General features: G+C 43.8%; 15 protein-coding genes, 3 tRNA genes and 1 riboswitch. Of the genes, 5 read left to right on the top strand and 13 right to left on the bottom strand.

Annotated features, from left to right (window positions below; translation table 11 throughout):
- Window positions 1–2 precede the first annotated feature (2 nt).
- Window positions 3–1,838 (bottom strand): M61 family metallopeptidase, encoded by a 1,836-nt coding sequence (locus TQ33_RS03895; RefSeq protein WP_046560897.1) that lies wholly within the window; start codon window positions 1,836–1,838, stop codon window positions 3–5.
- A 99-nt stretch (window positions 1,839–1,937) separates the two neighbouring features.
- Here TQ33_RS03895 and TQ33_RS03890 point away from each other — a divergent pair, with 99 nt between their 5' ends.
- On the top strand, window positions 1,938–2,315 hold the full coding sequence (locus TQ33_RS03890; protein WP_046560896.1) for a hypothetical protein: 378 nt from the start codon (window positions 1,938–1,940) through the stop codon (window positions 2,313–2,315).
- Here TQ33_RS03890 and TQ33_RS03885 read toward each other — a convergent pair.
- From TQ33_RS03885 to TQ33_RS03875, 3 genes are read right to left on the bottom strand one after another with little or no spacing between them, the layout of a single operon-like run.
- The gene (locus tag TQ33_RS03885; RefSeq protein ID WP_046560895.1) at window positions 2,312–2,848 is read right to left on the bottom strand and encodes a DUF6580 family putative transport protein; all 537 of its coding nucleotides are present in this window, start codon (window positions 2,846–2,848) and stop codon (window positions 2,312–2,314) included. The two genes, TQ33_RS03890 and TQ33_RS03885, sit on opposite strands and share 4 nt — an antisense overlap.
- A 43-nt stretch (window positions 2,849–2,891) precedes the next feature.
- Complete coding sequence (locus tag TQ33_RS03880) at window positions 2,892–3,458, bottom strand: cob(I)yrinic acid a,c-diamide adenosyltransferase (protein ID WP_046560894.1); 567 nt, start codon at window positions 3,456–3,458, stop codon at window positions 2,892–2,894.
- A gap of 17 nt (window positions 3,459–3,475) precedes the next feature.
- On the bottom strand, window positions 3,476–5,452 hold the full coding sequence (locus TQ33_RS03875; protein WP_052735188.1) for a TonB-dependent receptor: 1,977 nt from the start codon (window positions 5,450–5,452) through the stop codon (window positions 3,476–3,478).
- Between the two features lie 70 nt (window positions 5,453–5,522).
- Window positions 5,523–5,713: riboswitch (cobalamin riboswitch) on the bottom strand.
- A 217-nt stretch (window positions 5,714–5,930) separates the two neighbouring features.
- Here TQ33_RS03875 and metH point away from each other — a divergent pair.
- Window positions 5,931–9,623, top strand: a complete 3,693-nt coding sequence (gene metH / locus TQ33_RS03870; protein WP_046560893.1) for a methionine synthase — start codon at window positions 5,931–5,933, stop codon at window positions 9,621–9,623.
- Window positions 9,624–9,645: 22 nt separating this feature from the next.
- Complete coding sequence (locus TQ33_RS03865) at window positions 9,646–9,936, top strand: hypothetical protein (RefSeq protein ID WP_052735187.1); 291 nt, start codon at window positions 9,646–9,648, stop codon at window positions 9,934–9,936.
- A gap of 17 nt (window positions 9,937–9,953) precedes the next feature.
- Here TQ33_RS03865 and TQ33_RS03860 read toward each other — a convergent pair whose 3' ends face one another.
- The 5 genes from TQ33_RS03860 to TQ33_RS03840 form a co-directional block, all read right to left on the bottom strand.
- Entirely contained in the window at window positions 9,954–10,613 is a 660-nt protein-coding gene (locus TQ33_RS03860; protein WP_046560892.1) for a hypothetical protein, read from the bottom strand.
- Between the two features lie 111 nt (window positions 10,614–10,724).
- The gene (locus TQ33_RS03855; protein ID WP_218915788.1) at window positions 10,725–11,381 is read right to left on the bottom strand and encodes a response regulator; all 657 of its coding nucleotides are present in this window, start codon (window positions 11,379–11,381) and stop codon (window positions 10,725–10,727) included.
- The gene (locus tag TQ33_RS03850) at window positions 11,378–14,509 is read right to left on the bottom strand and encodes a ligand-binding sensor domain-containing protein (protein WP_046560891.1); all 3,132 of its coding nucleotides are present in this window, start codon (window positions 14,507–14,509) and stop codon (window positions 11,378–11,380) included. Before TQ33_RS03850 ends, TQ33_RS03855 begins: the two co-directional genes overlap by 4 nt.
- Before the next feature lie 190 nt (window positions 14,510–14,699).
- Window positions 14,700–18,413, bottom strand: coding sequence for a S8 family serine peptidase (locus TQ33_RS03845; protein ID WP_046560890.1), 3,714 nt, complete (start codon window positions 18,411–18,413; stop codon window positions 14,700–14,702).
- Window positions 18,414–18,928: 515 nt separating this feature from the next.
- Complete coding sequence (locus TQ33_RS03840; protein ID WP_046560889.1) at window positions 18,929–19,915, bottom strand: zinc-dependent alcohol dehydrogenase family protein; 987 nt, start codon at window positions 19,913–19,915, stop codon at window positions 18,929–18,931.
- Window positions 19,916–20,014: 99 nt separating this feature from the next.
- Here TQ33_RS03840 and TQ33_RS03835 point away from each other — a divergent pair, with 99 nt between their 5' ends.
- Together TQ33_RS03835 and TQ33_RS03830 are read left to right on the top strand one after the other, a co-directional pair.
- Window positions 20,015–20,911 (top strand): LysR family transcriptional regulator, encoded by an 897-nt coding sequence (locus TQ33_RS03835; RefSeq protein WP_046562282.1) that lies wholly within the window; start codon window positions 20,015–20,017, stop codon window positions 20,909–20,911.
- 191 nt (window positions 20,912–21,102) lie between these two features.
- Entirely contained in the window at window positions 21,103–21,804 is a 702-nt protein-coding gene (locus TQ33_RS03830; RefSeq protein ID WP_046560888.1) for a hypothetical protein, read from the top strand.
- Window positions 21,805–22,088: 284 nt separating this feature from the next.
- Here TQ33_RS03830 and TQ33_RS03825 read toward each other — a convergent pair.
- From TQ33_RS03825 to pgsA, 4 genes are all read right to left on the bottom strand, one after another.
- Window positions 22,089–22,175, bottom strand: a tRNA-Leu gene (locus TQ33_RS03825).
- Window positions 22,176–22,201: 26 nt separating this feature from the next.
- Window positions 22,202–22,275, bottom strand: a tRNA-Cys gene (locus TQ33_RS03820).
- A gap of 59 nt (window positions 22,276–22,334) precedes the next feature.
- Window positions 22,335–22,410, bottom strand: a tRNA-Gly gene (locus TQ33_RS03815).
- A 150-nt stretch (window positions 22,411–22,560) separates the two neighbouring features.
- Window positions 22,561–23,127, bottom strand: coding sequence for a CDP-diacylglycerol--glycerol-3-phosphate 3-phosphatidyltransferase (gene pgsA, locus TQ33_RS03810; RefSeq protein WP_046560887.1), 567 nt, complete (start codon window positions 23,125–23,127; stop codon window positions 22,561–22,563).
- Between the last annotated feature and the right edge of the window lie 14 nt (window positions 23,128–23,141).

Here is a 23,141-nt window from a genome sequence, read left to right as displayed (position 1 = left end):
GTTTATTGTCCAGAATCTTTTATGTTTAACCAGTGTTCAAAGTTACTCTGATGTTTATCAAAATCATCAGCATAAGTAATATAAGCAGTATCACACTCTGCCGCTTCAAGTGCCACCCTAAACGTCATCAGTTCATCACGTCGAAAGCCAACGACCGAAATGCTCTCACCAACAGGAACCTGTTTAATCTCGCGGTCAAAGGTTGAGGCATTAATACGAAGTCCATCCATAGCGATTAAGTGGTCGCCAGCTGATATACCCGCTTTCCCAGCCGGAGAATCAGCGTAAACACTCTTAACCAAAACCCCCGTAGCTTTTGACTTATACTCTAACCCTAAGTCTGCCAAATGCTTATCCTGAGGTAAGCTGGCTTTAAAACCTCCGCGATCATTTCTGTCTGAACGTGGGAGGTAGGCTAAGCATAACCCTAAATGAGACAGTAACCTCTCTGTTGGTAATGGGTTGGTGCTGTATAACGCCGTTTCAAAAAACTCCTTAATGTCATCGTGGGATGTTTCAGGGGTTTCTTCTAATACTATTGACTGAATCGTATCGTTTTCAACACCCTTCTGTACTTTCCCATACTCTGCCCATAGACGACGCATGATATCTTTTAACGACTTGTTCCAATCAGTTTTTTCTCTAATTAATAAGTCCAAACACAAGGCAATTTCAGCACCTTTCGTGTAATAGCTCACGACTGCATTGGGTGCGTTTTCATCTTGCTTATAGAATTTAGTCCAAGCATCAAAACTCGAATCCGTAACCGTTTGAATTAGACGCCCTTTAGAACGTCTGACAGACGTTAAGGTTTTAGCTAAACGGGTTAAGTATTCTTCTTTATCAATGCACTGTGTTTGAGCTAATGCCAAATTGTCATAGTAAGAGGTAATCCCCTCAAAGGCCCACAATAACTCTGTATAACTTTCGTTTTGCGTGTCATAAGGCAAGAATTCCGCGGGCTTGATCCGTTTAACATTCCAAGTGTGGAAGTATTCGTGAGAGCACAAATCTAAGAAGGTCTGGTAGGTGTCTTTAACCTTATCTTGGTCATCGGTTTCTAAAGGCAAATCTTCACGACTGCAGTGCAAAGCAGTCGAATTTCGATGCTCAAGGCCACCAAAGCCACTGCCTAAGACGTAGGTCATGAACACATAACGTTCCATCGGCGCTTCGTCGCCAAAGAAACGAATATGATGCTCACAAATTTTGGTCAAATCATCAGACAAGCGCTTCTCATCAACTTTATGTCGACCAGTTAGCACCATATGGTGCGGAACGCCACAAGCTTCAAAACTAATAAGGTGGAAGTCAGACATCTCCACTGGGCAATCAATAAGCTCCGCGTAATCCATCGCTTGATAACGTCCAAATGCAAACTCGCTGGTCCCTTCGATAGGTTTTAGCCCTGTCGCTAGGCGCCAGTGGACATAATCATCACCATCAGGCCGAGTAATATCAATGGTACAAGTTTCATCTTCACGACCTGATACAGCAAAAAAGACACAAGTGCCATTAAAGAAACCGTGTGTTTGATCGAGGTGCGCTCCTCTAACAGACAGGTCCCATGCATACACTTGATAAGTCACCGTCACAGGACTGTCAGACGTTGGCAACTTCCAAGTCGACTTATCGACTCGGCCTAATTCCAACTGGCCGCTAGCATTTTCTGCCTTGATCCATTGAATATGCTTTGAAAAGTCCCTTACCATATAACTTCCAGGGATCCAGTTTGGCATGTAAAGCAACTGCCCGTCGGCTCCGACGGTATCTAAAAAGAGTTTAACCTCAAATAAGTGTGCTTCTGGATTTACAGGGTGGATCTGATAATGAATCATAAACTAGACTTTTGCCCAATCACATTGTAGATTTCGTTGATTCAATTATAGAGATTTAAGCCCTGAATTACAGGGCTAAGTGCAAAAGACTGTGAAGCCATGTCGAAAACTGAACTTTCAGAGCTAAAACTTAACCAATTAACCCCAGAGCAACGGTTAAAAATCACCCAAGATATCGTTGATGATTTAGTTCGCGCCTTAAATGTCGGCAACTACTCGCTAGTTTGGCGTTATTTTAGCGACGAATTCACTAAAACAATGGGGGCCGCTGAGTTTTCCTCATTACATCAGAAAGTCACCAACCAATACCAAAAACTAAGGGTGCAAGAGCAAACAAGCTCAAGACTGAAGGATGGAAATCTCTTTGAGCAATGGCTTATTTCTACGGATAGCTCTCAGACCTTATCACTGAGTCTAGAATTAACCGCCGTTAAAGAGTTTCTGGTTATTGAAAACCTTTCGCTCGATAAAGCCTAGTGACTTGAGCGGCTAATCTCCAAAGTGTAGCGCCCGAGTGACTTAGCGAAATACCAATAACTAATAAACAAAACGCCATTAAAAAAGAGATCGCCTAACAGAGTTCGCTGAAAAAACGGGATCGCCATGGTGAAACAAGTTGTTAGGCCCTGCCAAGTTTTTGGGTAATAGTCGCTAACCGCCCACACACCAAAATTTGTAATTACAAAAAAGAGTATAGAGCCAGCCACGGAAGCGCCGATTACCTTCAACGAACTGACAGAGTCTCTGAGTAAAAAGCCAATCGAAACAGCCACTAAAATAGCACCATAAACAAACAGCATAGTGTTATGGAAGCCTAAGAAAATATCCGCCAGAAACATCGATAACATGGGTATTACAAAGGCCATCCATTTTTTATCAAAATAAGTCCCTGCAAAAAGCCCCATTGCCATCACAGGGGTTACGTTGAACGGATGTGGAAACAACCGGTAAGCGCCAAGCGCTAAAATAATAGTCACTAAGGTGACTGTTTTTATCGATAATTTACTCATAACTGATTCTCTAAGACTTAATCATTGCCCATTCGTGAGGCTCTCATTTTTGCCACTGTGGCTCCTGTGTCGAGTCTGCCCTACCGGTTAGTCGTGCAATAATAAAGAAGGCATCTGATAGACGGTTTAAATACACTAACAATTCGGTAGAGATTGTTTCTTGCTCCCCCAGCCTTACAACATCCCTTTCAGCTCGTCTTGCTACACAGCGCGCAAAATGAGCATGCGCAGAGGGTAAGTTTTGCCCGGGTATCACGAACTCTTTAAGCGCTGGCAATGTCGCGTTCCATTGCTCAATAAAATGCTCTATATCGTCAGTAGCGGAGCCTGATAGGAAATGATTACTGGGCGATGCCAACTCCCCTCCTACGTTAAACAGCTCATTTTGGACCTGCTGACAAAACATCTGAATATCATCAAACTCAGAAAAATTTGCCTTATCTAGGTGTGGTAAAGCGGCCAAGAAGATCCCAACAGCAGCATTCAGCTCATCCACCGAGCCTATCGCATCGATACGTAACGATGACTTACTGACACTTTTACCATCAGCCAAACGTGTCGTGCCGCCGTCACCAGCACCGGTTGTTATCTGAGTTAAACGATTAGCCATAGAGTTCCACGTTGCCTTTAAAAACGATAACTCAGTTTAGCATAACCATTTCGTCCATTCGCAGGATAATAGCCGCCAAATTGCGCATAATCGATATATTCCTTATCCAATAGATTATCCACGCGAATACCCAGAGTGAGTTGCTGCCAACGCCAGTTTATCGCTGAGCTCAAGATCACATGGCTCTCAATTTTGGGTAAGGCATTTGCCACATCTCCTTCTTGATAACGGCTCCCACGATAATTAACTTCAAGATACCAATTAGCGACTTTATCGATTTGCCAGTCAAACCAACCATTGATGGTATGCTCCGACACTCCTGGAATAGTACTGCCCTGACTGCTTGGCTCGCCCTGCTTAATCTCAGCGTCGACATAATGATAATTGATGCCAGATGTTAGCTTGGATGAAATATCCGCCTGATAATCCGCGATAAAACCTAATCGTTCTGAACGCCCGCCATTCACATTGGCGCCTGGAAAGAAAGCTCCTGGAGGCGGTGTAACAGCTGGGTCAAAGAAAATCTCATCATCCAACTCTAACTGGTATACCGACAACTTTAAAAAACCATGCCCTAGCGTTTGCTCATAACCCACTTCCAATGAATCACCCGTTTGTGGCTCCAAGCCAACCACTCCATCTGCTGTGTAAGATTGTTCATCGACTTTGGCAAAACGATAATTCTTACTAAACCTCACATAGCCTTTACTGCGCTTATCAAATTGATGACTCGCTCCTAAATCATAAGCCGTAGCTGAATTTTTTAACTTAATACCCGTTGGGTACACCATAAAGTCCACTAAATCATCTTCGACGCGAGCGTAACGAGCCGCAAGCTCTAAATCCGTATGCTGTGAAACCGGCACAAAAAGTTGCGAATACACACTTTTAACCACTTGCTCATTGCCTCGCCCCAGCAGCGAAAAGGCATATTCCGCATGATCATAATCAAGCCCATTGATCCAATCGATAGAGCCTGAGTCAGCCTGCCATTGCCCTTTTATTCGAGGGTAAACACTCCACTGCTTACGATCTGTAGTGTTAACCGTTGTCGTTGGAAAGCCAACAAAGCTGTTGATACTTTCAATGTCCGAGTCTAAGTAGTTAACATCAATCGCATACTGCCAGTTGTCATCAATGGTTTCTTGACCAAAGACACGCAACACACCCTGTTGTGTATCCACATAATCATTAGCAAACTCTGGGCGTGATTGAGTCGATTTATCTAAATCGGACTCTAGTAAAGCTCCCGGCGTATTCAAATCTTCATTGTTTGTATTCAACTCAAACAGCCAGTCCGACGTTTCCGTTAAATAATGAAATTTCAACCCTAACTGCGATTGCTCACGCTCGTTATGATCACGGTAATTATCAGTTTCTAAATAGTTCGCACTCAGCAAGAATGACCAATCCTGACTTAACGCATGATTAAGGTTTAAGCTCCCTTGGACCGTGCCATAGCTTCCGCCAACTAGATTCGCGCTAGACTCTTTGTTTTTACCCGAGTGGGTGATGATATTAATCACACCAGCAACAGCCTGGTCACCATACAAAGTGCTCGCCGCGCCTTGAATAATTTCGATGCGCTCAATATCCGCTACTAAAACAGACTCCAAGTCAGGCGCTGCAATATCCGTATAATTAAGTCGGCGTCCATCCACTTGGATCAGTACATTATTACTCGCCTGCTCGGCCGAAATTCCTCGCATACTGACGGTGGTTTTACCGCTGACAGAGGATACTTGAATCCCCGCCACGCGCTTTAACAACTGAGCAATTTGTGTTGCATTGCTACGCTCAATATCTTCTTTGGAAATGATCGTGATGTTAGTTGGCAGTCGAACGCTCTCCTCTTTAAACCGAGAGGCCGTGATAACCACCGTATTGTCATCGCCAATAACAGGCTCTTCTGCGTAAGCTGTTGGCGCGCCAAAGCCACAAATTGCTGTTATTGCAGCTGCCGCCGAGCGGGCAGCTAATGTTTGTTGTGTCATTGCTAGATCTCTTAATTCTAGCGGGCATTAAATTAATAACCACTTCATATTGAGCAAGAGCCCACCGATCTGCTCAACGTCTAATAGGGCCGGTCTCCGGACTCAAAAGCTCTAGCAAAATACCATGCTAAGTCACTCCGCCTTCCCAAGTATCTACTCAGTGGCCATGGAGTAACGCTCTTTATTACCGTTGCGGGGGCAGTACCAGAATCTCACTGGTTTCCCGATTAATCGCAAGGAACCTTATTAGTCAGTAGTTATATCGAATGATTGTAGTTTTAAAGAAGCATGAACTTATTTACTGGGTAAATAGCCATAAAACGGTTCACCCTTCTTCAACTCGGTGGTATTATAGCCACAAGCTATTTAGACGTCTATACTTCTTTTGTGCAATTATACTTTTTCCTCGGCAACCGGGTTTTCTCAGGCCAGTTAGAAAGCTAGACGCTAGACATCATCAAATAATGTGGCAGAAACAATGACATCAGCTAACAATAATCTCAGTATTAGAGAGTTACTCAAAGAGCGCATCCTTGTGTTAGATGGCGCCATGGGCACCATGATCCAGCAATATAAGCTGGAAGAAGAAGATTATCGAAGCGAACGCTTTAAAGACTGGCACTGCGACGTCAAGGGTAATAATGATTTGCTCAGCCTATCGCAACCTAAAATCATTAAAGATATTCACGAAGAGTACCTTAAAGCAGGCTCAGACATTATTGAAACCAATACCTTTAATGCCACCCGTATCGCCATGGCTGATTACGATATGGAGGACTTGTCCGCTGAAATTAATTACGAGTCAGCTCGCTTAGCCAAGGAAATTGCCGACGAATACTCGACTGCTGAGAAACCACGATTTGTGGCTGGCGTGTTAGGGCCAACCAATCGAACCTGTAGCATATCGCCTGACGTCAATGACCCAGCATTTCGAAACGTCAGCTTTGATCAACTGGCCGATGCCTATTATGAATCAACCGATGCGCTATATCGGGGCGGAGCAGATTTGCTGCTGATCGAAACCATTTTCGATACTTTAAATGCCAAAGCAGCCATTTATGGCGTGAAAAAATACTTTGATGATCATGATGTTGAATTACCTATCATGATCTCCGGCACTATTACAGACGCTTCTGGACGAACGCTAACCGGCCAAACAACCGAAGCCTTCTATAACTCAGTGCGTCACGCCAACCCTATTTCCATAGGTTTAAACTGTGCTTTAGGGCCAAAAGACTTGCGTACTTATGTCACCGAACTCAACCGTATCAGTGAGTTTAATATTTCTGCGCACCCAAATGCAGGCCTGCCTAATGAGTTCGGCGGTTATGATGAAACCCCACAGGACATGGCAGAAGAAATGATGCAATGGGTCGATGATGGCATGATTAACATCATCGGTGGTTGTTGTGGTACCACGCCAGAACATATCGCATATTTTAGCCAGTTGGTAAAAAATAAGACGCCAAGGCTCAGCATCAATAAAGACCAAAAGTGTCGCTTGTCAGGCTTAGAGCCTTTAACCATTGATCAAGACAGTCTATTTCTTAATGTCGGCGAACGAACCAACGTGACTGGGTCAAAACGTTTTCTGCGACTGATCAAAGAAGACGATTATGAAACCGCGCTCGAAGTTGCCTTACAGCAAGTAGAAAATGGCGCTCAAATCATCGATATCAACATGGATGAGGCCATGTTGGATTCTACTGCAGCAATGCAGCGTTTTTTGAACCTGATAGCTTCGGAACCCGATATCAGCCGCGTTCCCGTCATGCTCGACTCGTCGAAGTGGGAAGTGATTGAAGCTGGTTTAAAATGCATTCAGGGCAAAGGTGTGGTCAATTCGATTTCGCTTAAAGAAGGCGAGGAAGTATTTCTTGAACAGGCCAAATTGATCCAACGCTACGGCGCTGCGGTGATCGTGATGGCTTTCGATGAACAAGGCCAAGCCGATACCTTCAAGCGCAAGACCGAAATCTGTGCCCGTGCCTATAAAATCTTAACCGAGCAAGTTGGATTTGATCCCTGTGACATTATTTTCGACCCCAATATCTTTGCTATCGCTACAGGGATCGACGAACACAACAACTATGCAGTGGACTTCATCGAAGCCACCGAATGGATCAAAAAGAATTTACCACACGCCATGATTTCTGGCGGTGTCTCAAACGTATCCTTCTCCTTCCGAGGCAACGACAAAGTTCGTGAAGCGATTCATGCGGTCTTTCTCTATCATGCAATTCAAGCTGGCATGGATATGGGCATCGTTAACGCTGGCCAGCTTGAGGTTTATAGCGAAATACCAGAAAAGCTGAGAGAAGCGGTTGAAGATGTGGTGCTTAATCGTAAAGACGACGCCACCGATATCTTACTCGAATTAGCTGAAGAGTATCGGCAAGATGGTACGCAAGAAAAGAATAAGCAAGATTTAGAGTGGCGGACTTGGGAAGTCAATAAACGCTTACAGCACTCCTTGGTCAAAGGCATCACTGAATTTATTGATGAAGATGTCGAAGAGTCTCGGCAGGGATTTGAGCGTCCGCTTCATGTCATTGAAGGGCCCTTGATGGACGGTATGAACGTGGTAGGGGATTTATTTGGCTCAGGCCAAATGTTCTTGCCGCAAGTGGTTAAGTCGGCGCGTGTGATGAAAAAAGCTGTGGCTTACCTCTTCCCTTTCATGGAAGAAGAAAAGAAACGGCTAAACCTTGCTGACAAGCCTAAAGGCAAAATCCTCATGGCCACCGTAAAAGGTGACGTACACGATATTGGTAAAAACATTGTAGGGGTAGTACTTCAATGTAACGGCTACGAAGTGATTGATTTAGGCGTCATGGTACCAACCGACAAAATCCTCGAAACGGCAGTGAACGAGAACTGTGACATTATTGGTTTGTCCGGCCTGATCACACCATCACTGGAAGAAATGGTTAACGTCGCAAAAGAAATGCAGCGCCGAGGCATGGACTTGCCACTGCTAATTGGTGGCGCCACCACCTCAAAAATACACACGGCTGTCAAAATCGAACCCCAGTATGATCATGCAACGTTATATGTTGCCGACGCTTCGCGGGTAGTTGGTGTTGCCAGTAAATTACTGGGTGATGACAAAGCTGCTTTTGTTCAGGAAAACAAAGACGAGTACGAGAAGTTACGGGTACAACGTGAACAGCGCATGAAAAAGAAAACGCTAACTTCATTACAAGAAGCTAGAGAGTTTGCACCAGATATCGACTGGAAAGCTGAAGACATCGTGAAGCCATCCTTTTTGGGTACTAAAGTATTTGACGACTACCCTCTCGAAAATTTACTTGAACGAATCGACTGGACTCCCTTTTTCCGTTCATGGCAGCTTGCAGGCAAGTTTCCAAAAATTCTAGAGGATGAAGTCGTTGGGGAAACCGCCACCAAACTGTATCACGATGCGCAAGCCATGCTAAAAACTATCATCGACGAGAAGTGGCTTACCGCACGTGGTGTTATTGGTTTCTTTCCCGCTAATTCAGTTGGTGATGACATTGAAGTTTATAGTGATGAACAGCGTGATAAAACAGCTTATAACTTGCATCACCTACGCCAACAAAAGCAAACTCGCAAAGGCAAATTTAATCACTGCCTATCGGACTTTATCGCACCGAAAGAAACGCAGCTTAACGATTACATTGGTGGGTTCGCTGTCACCGCAGGTATTGGCATTGATGAGCATGTTGAGAGATTTGAAAAGAACCATGACGACTACAATTCTATTTTAATAAAGTCGCTCGCGGATCGTTTAGCAGAAGCATTTGCCGAGAAAATGCATGAGCTTGTCAGAAAAGAGTACTGGGGTTATGCCAAAGATGAAAAGCTAGGTAACGAGCAACTAATTTCTGAAGAATACCAAGGTATACGCCCTGCTCCAGGCTACCCAGCATGCCCTGATCACACCGAAAAAGGAACCCTGTGGGAAATGCTAAAACCCGATGAAACCATTGGCTTAAATATCACCGAGCACTTCGCCATGTACCCTACTGCCGCAGTATCAGGCTGGTATTTCGCACACCCACAATCTAAATACTTTGGCACAGGAAAAATTGAAAAAGATCAGGTTGAGGATTATGCTCAACGTAAAGGTTGGAGCCTTGAGAAAGCGGAGCAGTGGCTGGCACCAACCTTAAACTACGATCCTTAATTAACTGAGTTGACCTTGAACTATGAACATAAACACTAAAAGAGGCATTTTTTGGCTGGGTGGCATCGGTATAATTTTATCCATTCCCCTCATTGCTATGCAGTTTACCCAAGAAGTGAGTTGGTCACTCAACGACTTCGTAGTGTTTGCAGGGTTACTTGCTATCGTCGGGCTTATCTACGAGCTGGGGATACGTAAACTCAGCTCTTCGACTAAGCGTAACCTTGTTACCTTATTCTTGATCCTTGCCTTCTTACTTATCTGGGCAGAACTTGCGGTCGGTATTTTTAGCACACTATTTGCAGGGACTTAGCTGTTACAATTTTACTCTTAATGCATACCGCCACTCTCAATCCACTGCTCAGTGACAGCCCGTTCAATAAGCCCCATAAAATCATCGACCTCAATAGCCTTGTCAGAATGGATCATCTTGAATTCTTGAGGCGTTAAAAGCGACCTATCAATATTCACTTGGCTGAATAAGGAATCGGAGTCATCACGACCAATAAGCTTTCCTTCATATACACTCAACTTGCCCTGCTCCAAACCAACCGTGGCTTGGAGACCTGTTTTGGCATTTGCTTTGTACAAAAAAGCCACGACAACTTCTCCTTTATTCCAGCGGGGCACTCCTTCAGCTATAGTCATCAAAGTTGTGCTTGGAGTTTGAGTTTTCAATCCTGTGAAGCCGAATTGCCGATAAATGTATTCTGTGGATGAACGGACACGATTTTTCGCACTTCTTTTAATATCAAAAACAACTTCCGTAAACGGAATACCTTTTGTTGTGACGCCATCTGTTACCGACTTAACGGTTCCATAAATAATGATGTGAGACTGCTCAATAAGTTGCCTTAAATTATGCTTCCTAAGTTGATTAGCATTCGTACTCAGTGATGACAATAGTATTGTCATCACAATAACTTTCAGGCCCCTAGTAGCAATACCAACCAACGCATACTCTTTCGTATTGTTATTCGCGCTTCCCATTAGCCACCTTCAATTGCTTCTCTATGCTTAATTGATTATAGGCTGACAGATTGCAGTAAAGTATCGGGGAATCCCTGATTTTATACAGAGTAAGTTGAGAGGTGTAAAAAACTAACTATCGTTCTGTATCAAGCCTACTCGAATGGCAAAGCGAACCAATCCTGGCACATCATGAATGCCCAGCCTATCCATAAGTTGAGCACGATGACTTTCAACCGTCTTTACACTGACGCAAAGTTTGTCCGCAATATCTTTTGTGCTAACTCCCTCTGCGATTAACTGTAAAATTTGTCGCTGACGTGGTGTTAGAATATCGATTTCATGGTGTAGTCCATCTTTTTCCTTTATAAATCGCTGCACAACCTCTTCGTCAATGCCTTGACTCAAATAACGGACATTATTCATCACAGTTTTAATGGCGGTTGCTAGCTCTTCAAATGCTGAATCTTTAATTAAGTATCCATCAGCTCCTGCTTTCCAAGCTCGCGCCACATACTCAGGTCCAGCATGCATCGACAACATTAAAATTTTAACGTCACTATTCTGCTGTTTGACACGCTCCACCACTTCAAGACCGTTTAAACTAGGTAGTGTAATGTCTAGCACAATTAAAGTTGGTGATATCTGTCTTGTTAAGGTAACCACCTCCAGGCCATCACCCGTTTCAAAAATCTGACCAACTTCGGGCATTGCTTGAACTAAGGTTTTAATACCTTCTCTCACTAACGTATGATCGTCTGCCAATATTAATTTTTCTATCTGTTTCACCGTGGAATTCTCGCTTTAATGGTACTCCCCTTCCCTGGCTCAGATTCAAGTTCAATGTGCCCATTGACGTTCTTTACTCGCTCCAACATCCCGAGCAAGCCTAAGTGCTCACCATGCTTGATACGCTCATTCACTGCTTCAATGTCATATCCGTCGCCATCATCTTCAATATGAACACAAACCTGCTCACCGTCCACCGATAATTTAATATGCAACACTGTAGCATTTGCGTGACGTAAGACATTACTTATCGCCTCTTGAATAATCCTAAAGATAACGACACGAACATCATGCGAGTTGCCAGATACATCTTGATCGGCTTCGAGCTGAATATCTAGTCCTGTGCGCTCTTGGATAACGTCTAAATAATACTCTAATGCAGGTACTAAGCCCGCTTCATCGAGCAAAGGCGGTCTTAAAGATAATGATACATTTCTTACTTGCTCGATCATGCCATCAACTACAGAAATACTTTGTTCAAGTCGCTCTTTGATAGCTTGCGGCTCTTGCAAAGTACCGATAACCTGTAAATTGATTTTAGTCGCGGTTAAGGTCTGCCCTAACTCATCATGTAGCTCACGAGAAATATGCTGTCGCTCTTCTTCTTTCGCAGTTTCGATACGGTTAGTCAAATTCCTTAAACCTTTAAAAGCAATTTTTAACTCTTTTTCTTTTTCACGTATATCCTGTAATGCCTGCTCCTTCTGCACCTGTAACGCCAACAACTCACGATTTCGAGCCCTTAATTTGTTCAGTCTTATGCGATGCATACCAATAATAAATGTCGCCACAAAAGCTAACACCAATAATTTAAACCAAGTTTGCATCCAAAAAGGCGGTACAACTTCTAGCTCAAGCGGCTCAGTTTCCCCCCATACACCAAATACATCCTGCCCCATGACTTGAAGCTGATAACTGCCCGGTGCTAAATTATAGAAAGTCACTTCGCGTCGCCCGCCAAGTTCAATCCAGTCTTCTTCAGTATTCATTCGATATTTATAGTTGTGCGGTTTTTCTGAGTAATCCAATACGGTGAACTCTACGGAGAACACGTCGCCATAATCAATTTCCTTCCGCTCGACCATGTTCGACAAAAGCTCTCCACGAGCATTTCCGTCAGTATCTCCCCCCAAGGTTTCAACGCGAGTCACTTTAACTGTAGGGGCTGGCGCTGGTACCAAAGGAGTACCTTTAGGGATGGCAAGCACCCCTCCAATACCCCCAAAGAATAAATATTGGTCATTTTGTGAAGCAGTTGTTCGGTTGAAGTGTGTGATTAAAAGACCCGACTCTGCTTTAAAGTTCCGAACTTGCTGCGTTTCAGTATTTAGTTGGCTAATACCCTCTCTACTTGCCAGCCAATAAAGTCCATTAGTATCTTGCTGAATACTCATAATAACATTGGTTGTTAAGCCATTTCGCTCACCCCAAGCCCTGAATCTGACCTTATTTTTATCTATCAGTTGATAAGCGCCACCACCATTTGTCGCAACCCAGATATCTCCATCGTGATCTTGATAAAGGTGTGTAATATTATCGCTCAAAAGTCCATGCTGTTCTTTGTTATGACGACCAAAGTACTCACACTTCCAAGGAGAAATTTGACACCGATTCAAACCACTCGATCGAGTACCAACCCAAAGCGTGTTGTCATCAGTTTGAAGTATGGTTGTAATGTAGTAACCACTTAGAGAGTTAGGTTTATCAACCTCATGACTGTAGGACTTGAATTGTTCTTGGGTATGCTTTTTCCAATACAGACCATCCGTCCCTGTTCCTATCCAAATACCTTCGTCAGTGGCAACCAAACTATTAATGTAACCTTTGCCAATACCATGCTCGTCATCAATCCCATACTGATAATATTTGCCGACACCACCTTTTATCTGCCAAAGTCCTGTTGAAGCTCCGGCGTATATCCATTCATTGTGTTTGACTATAGTCAATATACCTTCAGCACTGAATATCTCATTAGACGCTAATTGTTCTTCAATATAACCTGTTGCTACATTGAGCTTTTGTGCACCGCCACCGAAAGTTCCTACAAGCAGATGGTTATTGTCAGCATAAAGAGCCGTTGCGTTATGATTACTCAAGCCTGTCCGCGGGTCATCACCACTTCCCAAAACACGAAAAGGAAGCTGACCTAAACGAGCCACATACACGCCACTGCCCCAAGTTCCAACAAACAACTTTCCTTTATAGTACTCCATAGCTAAAACCGGTAAAGATGGTAACTGACCTTTGCTTCCCAAAGGATTTGTATTAAAGGCTTGGTAACGGTTTAACTCAGCATCATAACGCAAGATGCCTCTGCTTATAGTACCAATCAATAATTCACCTCGCCCAGTTACCTCTAATGAGACGATAGCTGGATGCTGCTCTCCCTCTCTCAAACCAACTAATTTGGCTTCACGCTTATGTGGGTTATATTTGATAAGTCCTCGGCGTGTTCCCAACCAAAAATCACCATCAGTAGCCTGCTTAATCGCGAATACTTCGTCATTAAAGGGGTCACCTGTTAAGTCACTTAAGCTATGACGAATAAAAGTGTTCGAACCTTTTTCTTTAACATTAATTCCACCACCAACTGTAGTTATCCATAAGTTATCATCTCGATCAATCAAGAGATTGTATATGTAATCATTACTGATTGTGCTGGGATCGTTTTTATTAAAGTAATGGCGCTCGAAAGTTCCCGAGCTAATATCTAATTTGTTTAAACCAATATCAGTACCAACCCAATAACTACCATCATCCATCTGTACAATATCATAAACGCTGTCATTACTGATGGTTTGCTCGTTTTCTGCCTCGTGTCGATAGATTATGAATTGTTTCGCTTTAGGATCGTAGTAATTTAAACCAGCAGTATTGGTGGATACCCAAATATTGCCATCTTTGTCCTCGTAGAGATTTCGTATATCGGTATCGCTGATCGCATTTGGATCATGAATATCAGGGTTGAAGTGAGTAGCGGAATAACCATCATAGCGAAAGACACCTTCTCTTGAACCAACCCACAAAAAACCTTGCTGATCGACCAATAAGCTTGAAACAACCTCAGCCTCTAAACCACGTCCTTGGCCCAATGGTTGATAAGTTACCTCTGCCTTCAGCACCCCCATACACAAAAGTGCCAAAACGAAAGTTATTAAAGTAGTTAAGCGGGTGCTATTAATCATGTCTTCTCACAAAACGGCTTACTTTGAATATAAGTGAATTTGCTACATAAAATCAATTTGGAATATGATTTATCCCACAACGTAAAAAGGCGACCCTAAGGCCGCCTTCAATACCAATGTCATAACAAGCTTACTATTTCAACAGGTAAGCTCGAACCATCGATTGATCAACAGTCGAACCATTGTGGTCTGACAGTACCACTCGTAAGTGAACATATTGACCAGCTTCTGAGTCGTTTGGAATAGTAACACTCCAATCACCATTCGACTGAGTTGCTTCAACCGACTGCCACTCAATCACAGGCCAGCGAAGGTTCTGCTGAGTACCATACGCATATTCAACTTGAACTGACGCCAACGGCACGCTGCCCAGTCCGTCTACTAAACCTTTGATAGATAATGTCGCTGGTTCACCTGCTGGAATCGCGTTGTCCAGATCCGATGGTACATCGATGCTTGGTACAATCACTGGCTGAGGGCCTTGCATAGAGCTGTCTGTCATAAAGCTCCAAACAGTCTCGTAAGCAACACCAATTCGCTGATTTGCTGGCCCAAAGTCTGCCCTTCTCATAAAGCCATTGCCAATCGTGACAAGTGCAGGAGACTCTGGCAAAGGAACCATACCGTTAGCTTGGGCATAAGCTCTCTCACCATTAACTTCTATACTTTTCGATAGACGGTCACGCATACCTGGAGAAGCGACACTATCGTGTCCAGCCGCATCACCAAAGTGAGGGATACTAACCTTCATTTCGTTATTGAAACGGTTAACTAATACGCTGCTATTGGTCAACTGGCTTGAACCAAACGGACCTTTATACCAAGTCGTATCTTCTGTATGACCAGAACTATAGATTACTGGGCCTTCAAAGCTACCACCACCATTGGTATACATCGGCATGACTTTATTCGTCCAACCTACCGTTTCAGGCGAGAAGTACTCCACACGTTCAATCGGTGCTTTGATCATCTGAGAAGTACCAGTTGAGTAGAATCCAGCGGCACCAGGCACATGAGCATAAACATCTGCATAAATGATTCGTTCATCGCCTTGCGAGAAGTACTGAGAGTTTACAGAAGCTAACTCACCTTCATTAACTTTAACTTTCCCAGTGCTAACTTTACCGCTCGACTGATGGACTAAAGAGTATGCATATGGCGAGCTCTCTGGTGCAAAACCTGACCACTGCAGCTCTACAGGTCCTTCAGACATTTCCTGCTTCAACACTGCGCCCATATCTGCTGTCACAGTAACGATTGGGAAGTCATAACTATTAACACTCGAATTATGACGACCAACTGAGTTAGGGAAGTTAGCAACCATGCCTGCAACGCCGGCATCGCGCGCATATCTTGCTGGAGTATGGATAAAATACTCAGCGTCGATAAAGGCAATTTTACCTTCAACATCAACTGCCTCAAAGGCTTCGCGACTACCGTCACCAACGTAAACCATTTCCAGACTACCTTCACCGTCGAACATACGAGCTAAACTAGGGGATAGGTACTCAACTGGAGTGCCATTACTTGTTTGCAGTTCAGGCATAGGAGCTGTGGCACGAGTGGTTACAACAAAGTTGAAGTTTTCATCCCGACCATGAGACCAGCCATAAACGTTTTCTACATACTTAGGCGCATAATCAAATACTGAAGCTTTCAGTCTATCGTTTGCACTCATGTCATAAGTGAAACCGCCACTGAAACCTTGCATATCGAGTGGGTTATTCGCATCAAACTCGATTTCATGACCTTTACGTGCATCCAAGACCAGATCAGTGTCACCATCAACTATGCGCTCTAAATCCGCTAAGAAAGTCACCGACTCAACCAAGCCTTGGTTGCTAGGTTCATCACGGGTCATGACGCTCGACACGATACTATATTGCCCCGATGGCACTGTGAAGTGGGCTTGACCGTCAATGAAACTGTGGCGTAATACGGTTTGGTCTTCATGGTTCAGTAGGCTCACTGCAGACGGTGATTCAGCGGGGTTGCCAAAACGGTCATAAGCGGTGATATTAAGTTCTGACTTTGGCTCTTCAAACCAAACAGATACTGGTACAACAACGTTATCGCCGTCTTTTGACGTGCCCGTTAAACGACCCGTAATAGTGCCGTAAGCGCTGTTACGAATCGCCGCAGAAGCGTCAACCGTTACAGGAACATCAACATCTCCATGCGCCGGAACAACGACTTTACGAGTATTTAATTTCACTAACTTAGCAGGAACATTAGTATCACCGTCATCGCCAATCATCTTTAGCTTGAGGTGCAAGGTAATATCTTTGTCGCTAAGGTTGCTTAATGTGACGTGTTTTTCCGTAACGTCATACTCGTACGGGTAATAGAAATCACCTAAACTTAAATTGGCGTGACCAACAATGTTTTGCTCAACCGCTTGAGCAACATCCATCGGACCTGCGCCCTGCTCTAAGACAGGAGCATCCGTTGGAGCTACCGACGATGTTAATACGGCTTTAAGCTGTGTCGGCGTTAATTCCGGGTTCGCTTGAAGCACAATTGCTGCACCACCAGCCACATGAGGTGTCGCCATAGAAGTACCAGACAATAAACGGTATTCATTACCACTGATGCCACCGGTTGAAGCAGACACGACGTCAACGCCCTGAGAAGCGATATCGGGCTTAGCCGTTTTGCCATCGACAGAAGGACCACGGCTAGAGAACTCAGCGGTGTTTCCGTCACGATCGATAGCACCAACAGTCAATGCTTTTGGTGAACAGCCAGGAGTCGATACGGTTTTACGGGTGTAGCTGTTACCAGCCGCTACCACGAAAAGCGCGCGATCACTCAACGCTTCTAACATATCAACCGCTGGGCCAACGCAATCTGAACCACCAGAAGCACCCAGTGACATATTAACGATGTCAGCGCCACTTTCTACTGCCCAGTACATACCATTCAAAATACCGCTCATTGAACCTGAGCCGTTATCGTTGAGTACTTTACCCACGATTAACTTTGAACCCGGTGCAACGCCCGTGTACAGACCGTCAGAAGCAACACCGGTACCAGCGATAGAACCAGCAACGTGTGTACCATGCCCATCTAAATCTTGACCTTCAGAGCCCCAAACAAAAGACTGAACATCTACAACTTGTCCATTCAAATCAGGGTGAGCGAAGTCGTAACCAGTATCCAGTACAGCTACCGTCACACCAGTGCCGTCAAAGCCAGCCTGATATGCGGATAGCGCTCCAGTTAAAGGGACGGTTGGAGAAGGTAAATCCGCGCCCATTGACTGAAAAACCTTGTCTAACCACACTGATTTAATACGGCTATCAGACGTTAGCTCGCTATACGACGAGTTAATCCCTTCTTTATCTAAAGCAAGACTCGCACTGTCGATAACATCGAATCGATGCGTCATGCGTGAATTTGATACTTGAACAGGCGAGGTGCCATCTTCGTATTCAACAATAACTGATAACTCTTCAGAGCGCTCATCATCATAACCACTTTGATAAAGTCGAGTGAGATTGAATAGTTCTTTATCCAATTTACCCGCATCAACCAAAGGTTGAGCTTCAGCAGGAATCAGGTATAAATTAGGGCCGACTTGCAGGGTGCTCCAAACAACTTCAGAGCCATCTGCTTTAGTAAGGCGAGCGCCTAACATCTCACCACGATTGTTCACGGTAGCGTGAGCAACATCGCCGGTGATTAAAGTAAAGGATAACGCTTTAGCACCTACGGTAGCATCAACTTTATTGACAGGCTCACCATCTGGCCCTGTATGTATTACAGCTTGCGAAGTTGCCGAATAACTCATTGATACGGCTAACGTTACTGCTGTAACGCTGGGTAAAAACGATTTGAATTTCATAAACTATTACCTACTCTCACTTGAAAATACCTTCAAGCAAACCAACATTATCGCCAGTTAAATCTAGCCAAGCCTTTACTTTTTTTATTATTAAACAAGCTTTTAGGAACACCGGATAACGTTGAGCTTACTTCCTGACTTTGGGAAAACACGTCTGCTTCACTGATAAGTTTTTTAATGAAGCAACATTAGCTTTTCTCATGCCAAGTAAATTAGCACAGCAAATTGAATTCAAACTATAGGGAAAACCCTGATATTGGGCCGGGCGTGAGCCGATTGTTTTTGTAAATGTAAAAAAATCAGACAGCTGAGTGCAAAAAACTGATTAACAACAATAAAAGACGGATAATACACATAAACCTCATGTGTTATGCATGAGGCTTTATGAAGTGACGACCATGGTCTTTATAGTGATCATGATGGTCACGAGCTTAGAGTAAAGGTTTAACTGACTGCTACCGACTTATGTATGTGGGGGATTAGCTTGAATCCCCCAGATAAAGTGACGATTAAACTTAATGAGTTATAACGACTTTTCCCGTCACCTTGCCACTTTCCAGTTGAGCGTGTGCTTTACCGGCTTCTTCTAACTTGAATTCATGTTGATCAAGTATCGGAGTTAGATGACCACTGTCTACAATTTGTGCCAAAGTCGCTAATATCTCCTGATGCTCACCGCGTTTAATGTTGTGGATCATTGGTATCAACATAAATACAACGTGTAATGACAACCCTTTCATGTGAGCAGTTGATAAATCCATCTCAACCAAGGAAACGGTCGTCGCTACCTGTCCATTTAATGCTGCAGCTTCAAAAGAATTCCGCAGATTTTCTCCACCAACAGAATCAAAAATCACATCAAAGCCGTTACCGTCCGTGTACTTCTCAACATATGAGGATACTGAGTCGTTAGTATAATTGATTCCCTTACCGCCTAAGCTCTGAATAACTTGAATATGCTCATCGTTGCCCGCAGTAGAATAAACCTCTGCGCCAAAATATTTAGCTAGCTGTATGGCCACATGCCCGACACCACCAGCACCACCATGAACCAGCACTTTTTGCTCTTTGCCCACACCAGCTCTAATTAACCCTTCATAAGCAGTAATACCGACTAAAGGTAACGCAGCAGCCTCGCGCATTGATAAGGACTTAGGCTTATGCGCAACCAACTGAGCGTCAGCAACCATATATTCGGCTAGGCTTCCTTGTAAATCACCTAGACCACCCGCACAGCCATACACTTCATCACCAACTTTAAACTGACTAACACCATCGCCAACGTCTTCCACCACGCCTGCAAAATCCATACCTAACACAGCAGGAGTTTGTGGCGAAAAAGGAAGCTCGCTTCCCATTGAGCGAATCATCGTATCGACCGTATTAACGCTAGAAGCTTTAATATTTACTAAAACATGTCCAGCTTTAATCGAAGGCTGTTGTATATCGGTTAACTCAAATTGTTCTGTGCCACCGTATTGATTAACTACCATTGCTTTCATTGTGAATACCTCATATCAAATTATGTACACAGTATATTTTTATTACCAATTAATGATAATATCGACAATATTAAAATCACTTTTAATATTTTATTGATAATGAACGTTGAATATTTAAAGCTATTTACTCGAGTGGAAGTCACAAAAAACATCAGTCAGGCAGGTCAAGAGCTTGGCCTATCCCCCGCTGTTGCCAGCAATTACCTCAATAAGCTGGAGCAAACGCTGGGGGTAAAATTATTACACCGAACCACAAGACACGTCTCCTTAACTGAGGACGGACAGGCTTTTCTACCCCATGCCATCGCAGTGTTAGAAAGCATAGAAAGCGCACGAGCGGCGGTCGGTGTTGGTAGTCAAACGCCGCAGGGAACATTAAGAATCACAGCACCAGCATCTTTTGGACGAATGCACATTATTCCCGCGCTCAAAGGCTTTCTTAATAATTACCCTGATCTCACTATCGACTTAAAATTAAGTGATACCATTGTTGATATGGTTGAAGGCGGTTTTGATATCGCCATCAGAAATGCCAAGCTTCCTGACTCTTCTTTAATTGCAACTCGATTAGCAAAAGACCAGAGAATCGTTTGTGCCTCTCCTGATTACATCAAGAAGCATGGTATGCCTACGGTTCCAAGTGACTTAAAAAATCACCAATGCGTCAATTTAGGTCAGTTTGATGACTGGCATTTCAAAACAGAGAATGGCGACATTAACAAAATCAAAACGCATGGTGCTCTCAGAGTCGATAATGGAGAGTCAATGAGAGACGCCAGCGTAGATGGCCTAGGTCTTTGTATCTGCTCAGTGTGGTGTGCTTATAAAGAGTTACAGTCAGGGCAGTTAATACAAGTTCTAGAGGATTACCCTCTCGCTGATGAGGCTGCTATTTGGGCAGTTTACCCAAGTTCAAGACTATTGGCTCCGAAAGTCAGAGCCTTTATTGATTACTTCAAAAACTTGTATGGCGAAACCGCCTATTGGGAACTGTAAATCTATAGACAACTCTTAATTCTAAAAGGTTTAAAGCGGTTGGTGCTATTATCTCGGGAGGTGGTCTTCTACCCCTCCCAACCAGTTACACGCCTTGCATAAACCAGCTCAGTACTATACATTCCCCATTGATAGCACCCTTAAAAATAAAACTACTAATAACTCACTAATAATCAATAGCAAGGAATACTATGAAAAAATCACTTCTACTAATTGCTACGCTTTTCTGTACTACCAACTTGCAAGCAATCGAACAACAATGGACCAACGTAAAGCTTCAATACAACGACTACTCCTATGATGGCAAAAGCAAGGCTCTAGTAGGGAGTTATGAATTTATTGATAACTTTTATGTTATGGCTGACTACTTGGAGCACGAGAGTCGTTATGACTTGCTACGTTACGATCAACCGTCAGATACTACTATCCCGGTTCATATTACACGTGAATATGACTCCTATGGCCTCGGTATCGGTGCTTATTACTATATTACAGATAGTATTAACATAAATGTGGAGTTTGAACGTAGTAAACGAGATAATTATGAGTTCTATGTTGAAGCTGATGAGGGTTACTACTTAAACCCATGCCCTAATTACCCTACTTACACGGCCTGCAATACTATCACTTCCCAACAGGGTAAAAATGACGCGAAACTCTATGATAGCAGCCTAACAATAAATTCCAGCTGGGCTATAACAGAGAGCTTGGTATTATCAGCCGGCTTGTTAAAACGCCGTGATCGTGACGAAGGCAGCTGGAACACTCCTTTTTACAGAGAACTGGGGCTATCCTATTTCATCACTCCTGAACTTGGGCTGGAATATATCAGGGTAGAAGGTAACGGTTCAGACTTCCACGCTGACCGATTCAGCCTCGTGTACGCATTCTAGCAACCAGCAAAACATCAATAATACAGCGGACTTATTATTAAACCCTGCTGTATTATTGATACTCAAGAGAACACGCTTACATGTAGCAACGACCAAGCTTGTTGCAATACATCATTTCCTCATATGAAGCCTCATACAGCACGCATTGACTTATTCCACAGACGATAGATAAAAAATGTAGGGGCTAATAAGGTTAACCAATTTTTGTCAGCCATAGATACAAAAAAGCCCCGCAGATGCGAGGCTTTGATTTTTTCCTGTATTCTCTATCGTAAAATAAAGAATGGTGCCCAGGGCCGGAATCGAACCGGCACGGTGTCGCCACCGAGGGATTTTAAGTCCCTTGCGTCTACCAATTTCGCCACCTGGGCAGATGACTTGTATCAGAGCCAAATTATGGAGGCTGAGGCCGGAGTCGAACCGACGTCCACGGATTTGCAATCCGCTGTATAGCCACTCTACCACTCAGCCAAAACCGACTACTCTGATAAAAAAACCTCGGACTGTTTAGCACGAGGTTTTTTAGAATTTGGAGCGGGAAACGAGATTCGAACTCGCGACCCCAACCTTGGCAAGGTTGTGCTCTACCAGCTGAGCTATTCCCGCGTCGTTTTGATGGCGTGCATTTTACTGTGAATTCATTTTGTGTCAACAATAAAAATCACTTTTTTTGCACTTTTCTTACGATTGATTAAGGCTTAAACAATGTGTCGTTTTTTCGACCAAAATCAAGGTGCTACCCGTAAGAGAGGGTTATTATCCGTCATTCTTCTCGCTTGTCAAGTACGGCCAAGCAGCCATTAGGTAGACCACCATTGACCATAAGGTGAGTAGTGCTGCGACCCACATAAAAATATAGCCAAAGGCTTTAGGCAGCCCGAAAATTGCTGGAGACGCAATCAACAGTAAGAAAATAGCCAGTAACTGGCACATGGTCTTTATTTTGCCGATTGAAGAAACACCAACCACGGCTCTATTGCCAAGCTCAGCCATCCATTCTCTCAGCGCAGAAACCGTAATTTCTCGGCCAATAATGATCATGCCTGGAATCGCTAGCCAAGGCGAACCTTCGCGGGCTATCAATAGAATTAGGGTAATCGCCACCATCAACTTATCAGCCACTGGGTCAAGAAAAGCCCCAAATGGCGACTCAATGTTCATTTTTCGTGCCAAAAAACCATCTAACCAGTCCGTCCATGCAGCTGTACAGAATATCGCAAGGGTGATCCAGCGTGCCGCTACACCGTCTATAAAAAAGAAAATGACGAAAAGCGGTATCAGTAGAATTCTAAAAAAGGTGATGATGTTGGGTATGTTCCACATACAAGTCCCAGTAT

This window comes from Kangiella geojedonensis (assembly GCF_000981765.1).
Classification (GTDB): Bacteria; Pseudomonadota; Gammaproteobacteria; order Enterobacterales; family Kangiellaceae; genus Kangiella; species Kangiella geojedonensis.
The sequence above is the reverse complement of the archived record's forward strand: the minus strand, read 5'-3'. Positions and strand labels throughout refer to the sequence as shown.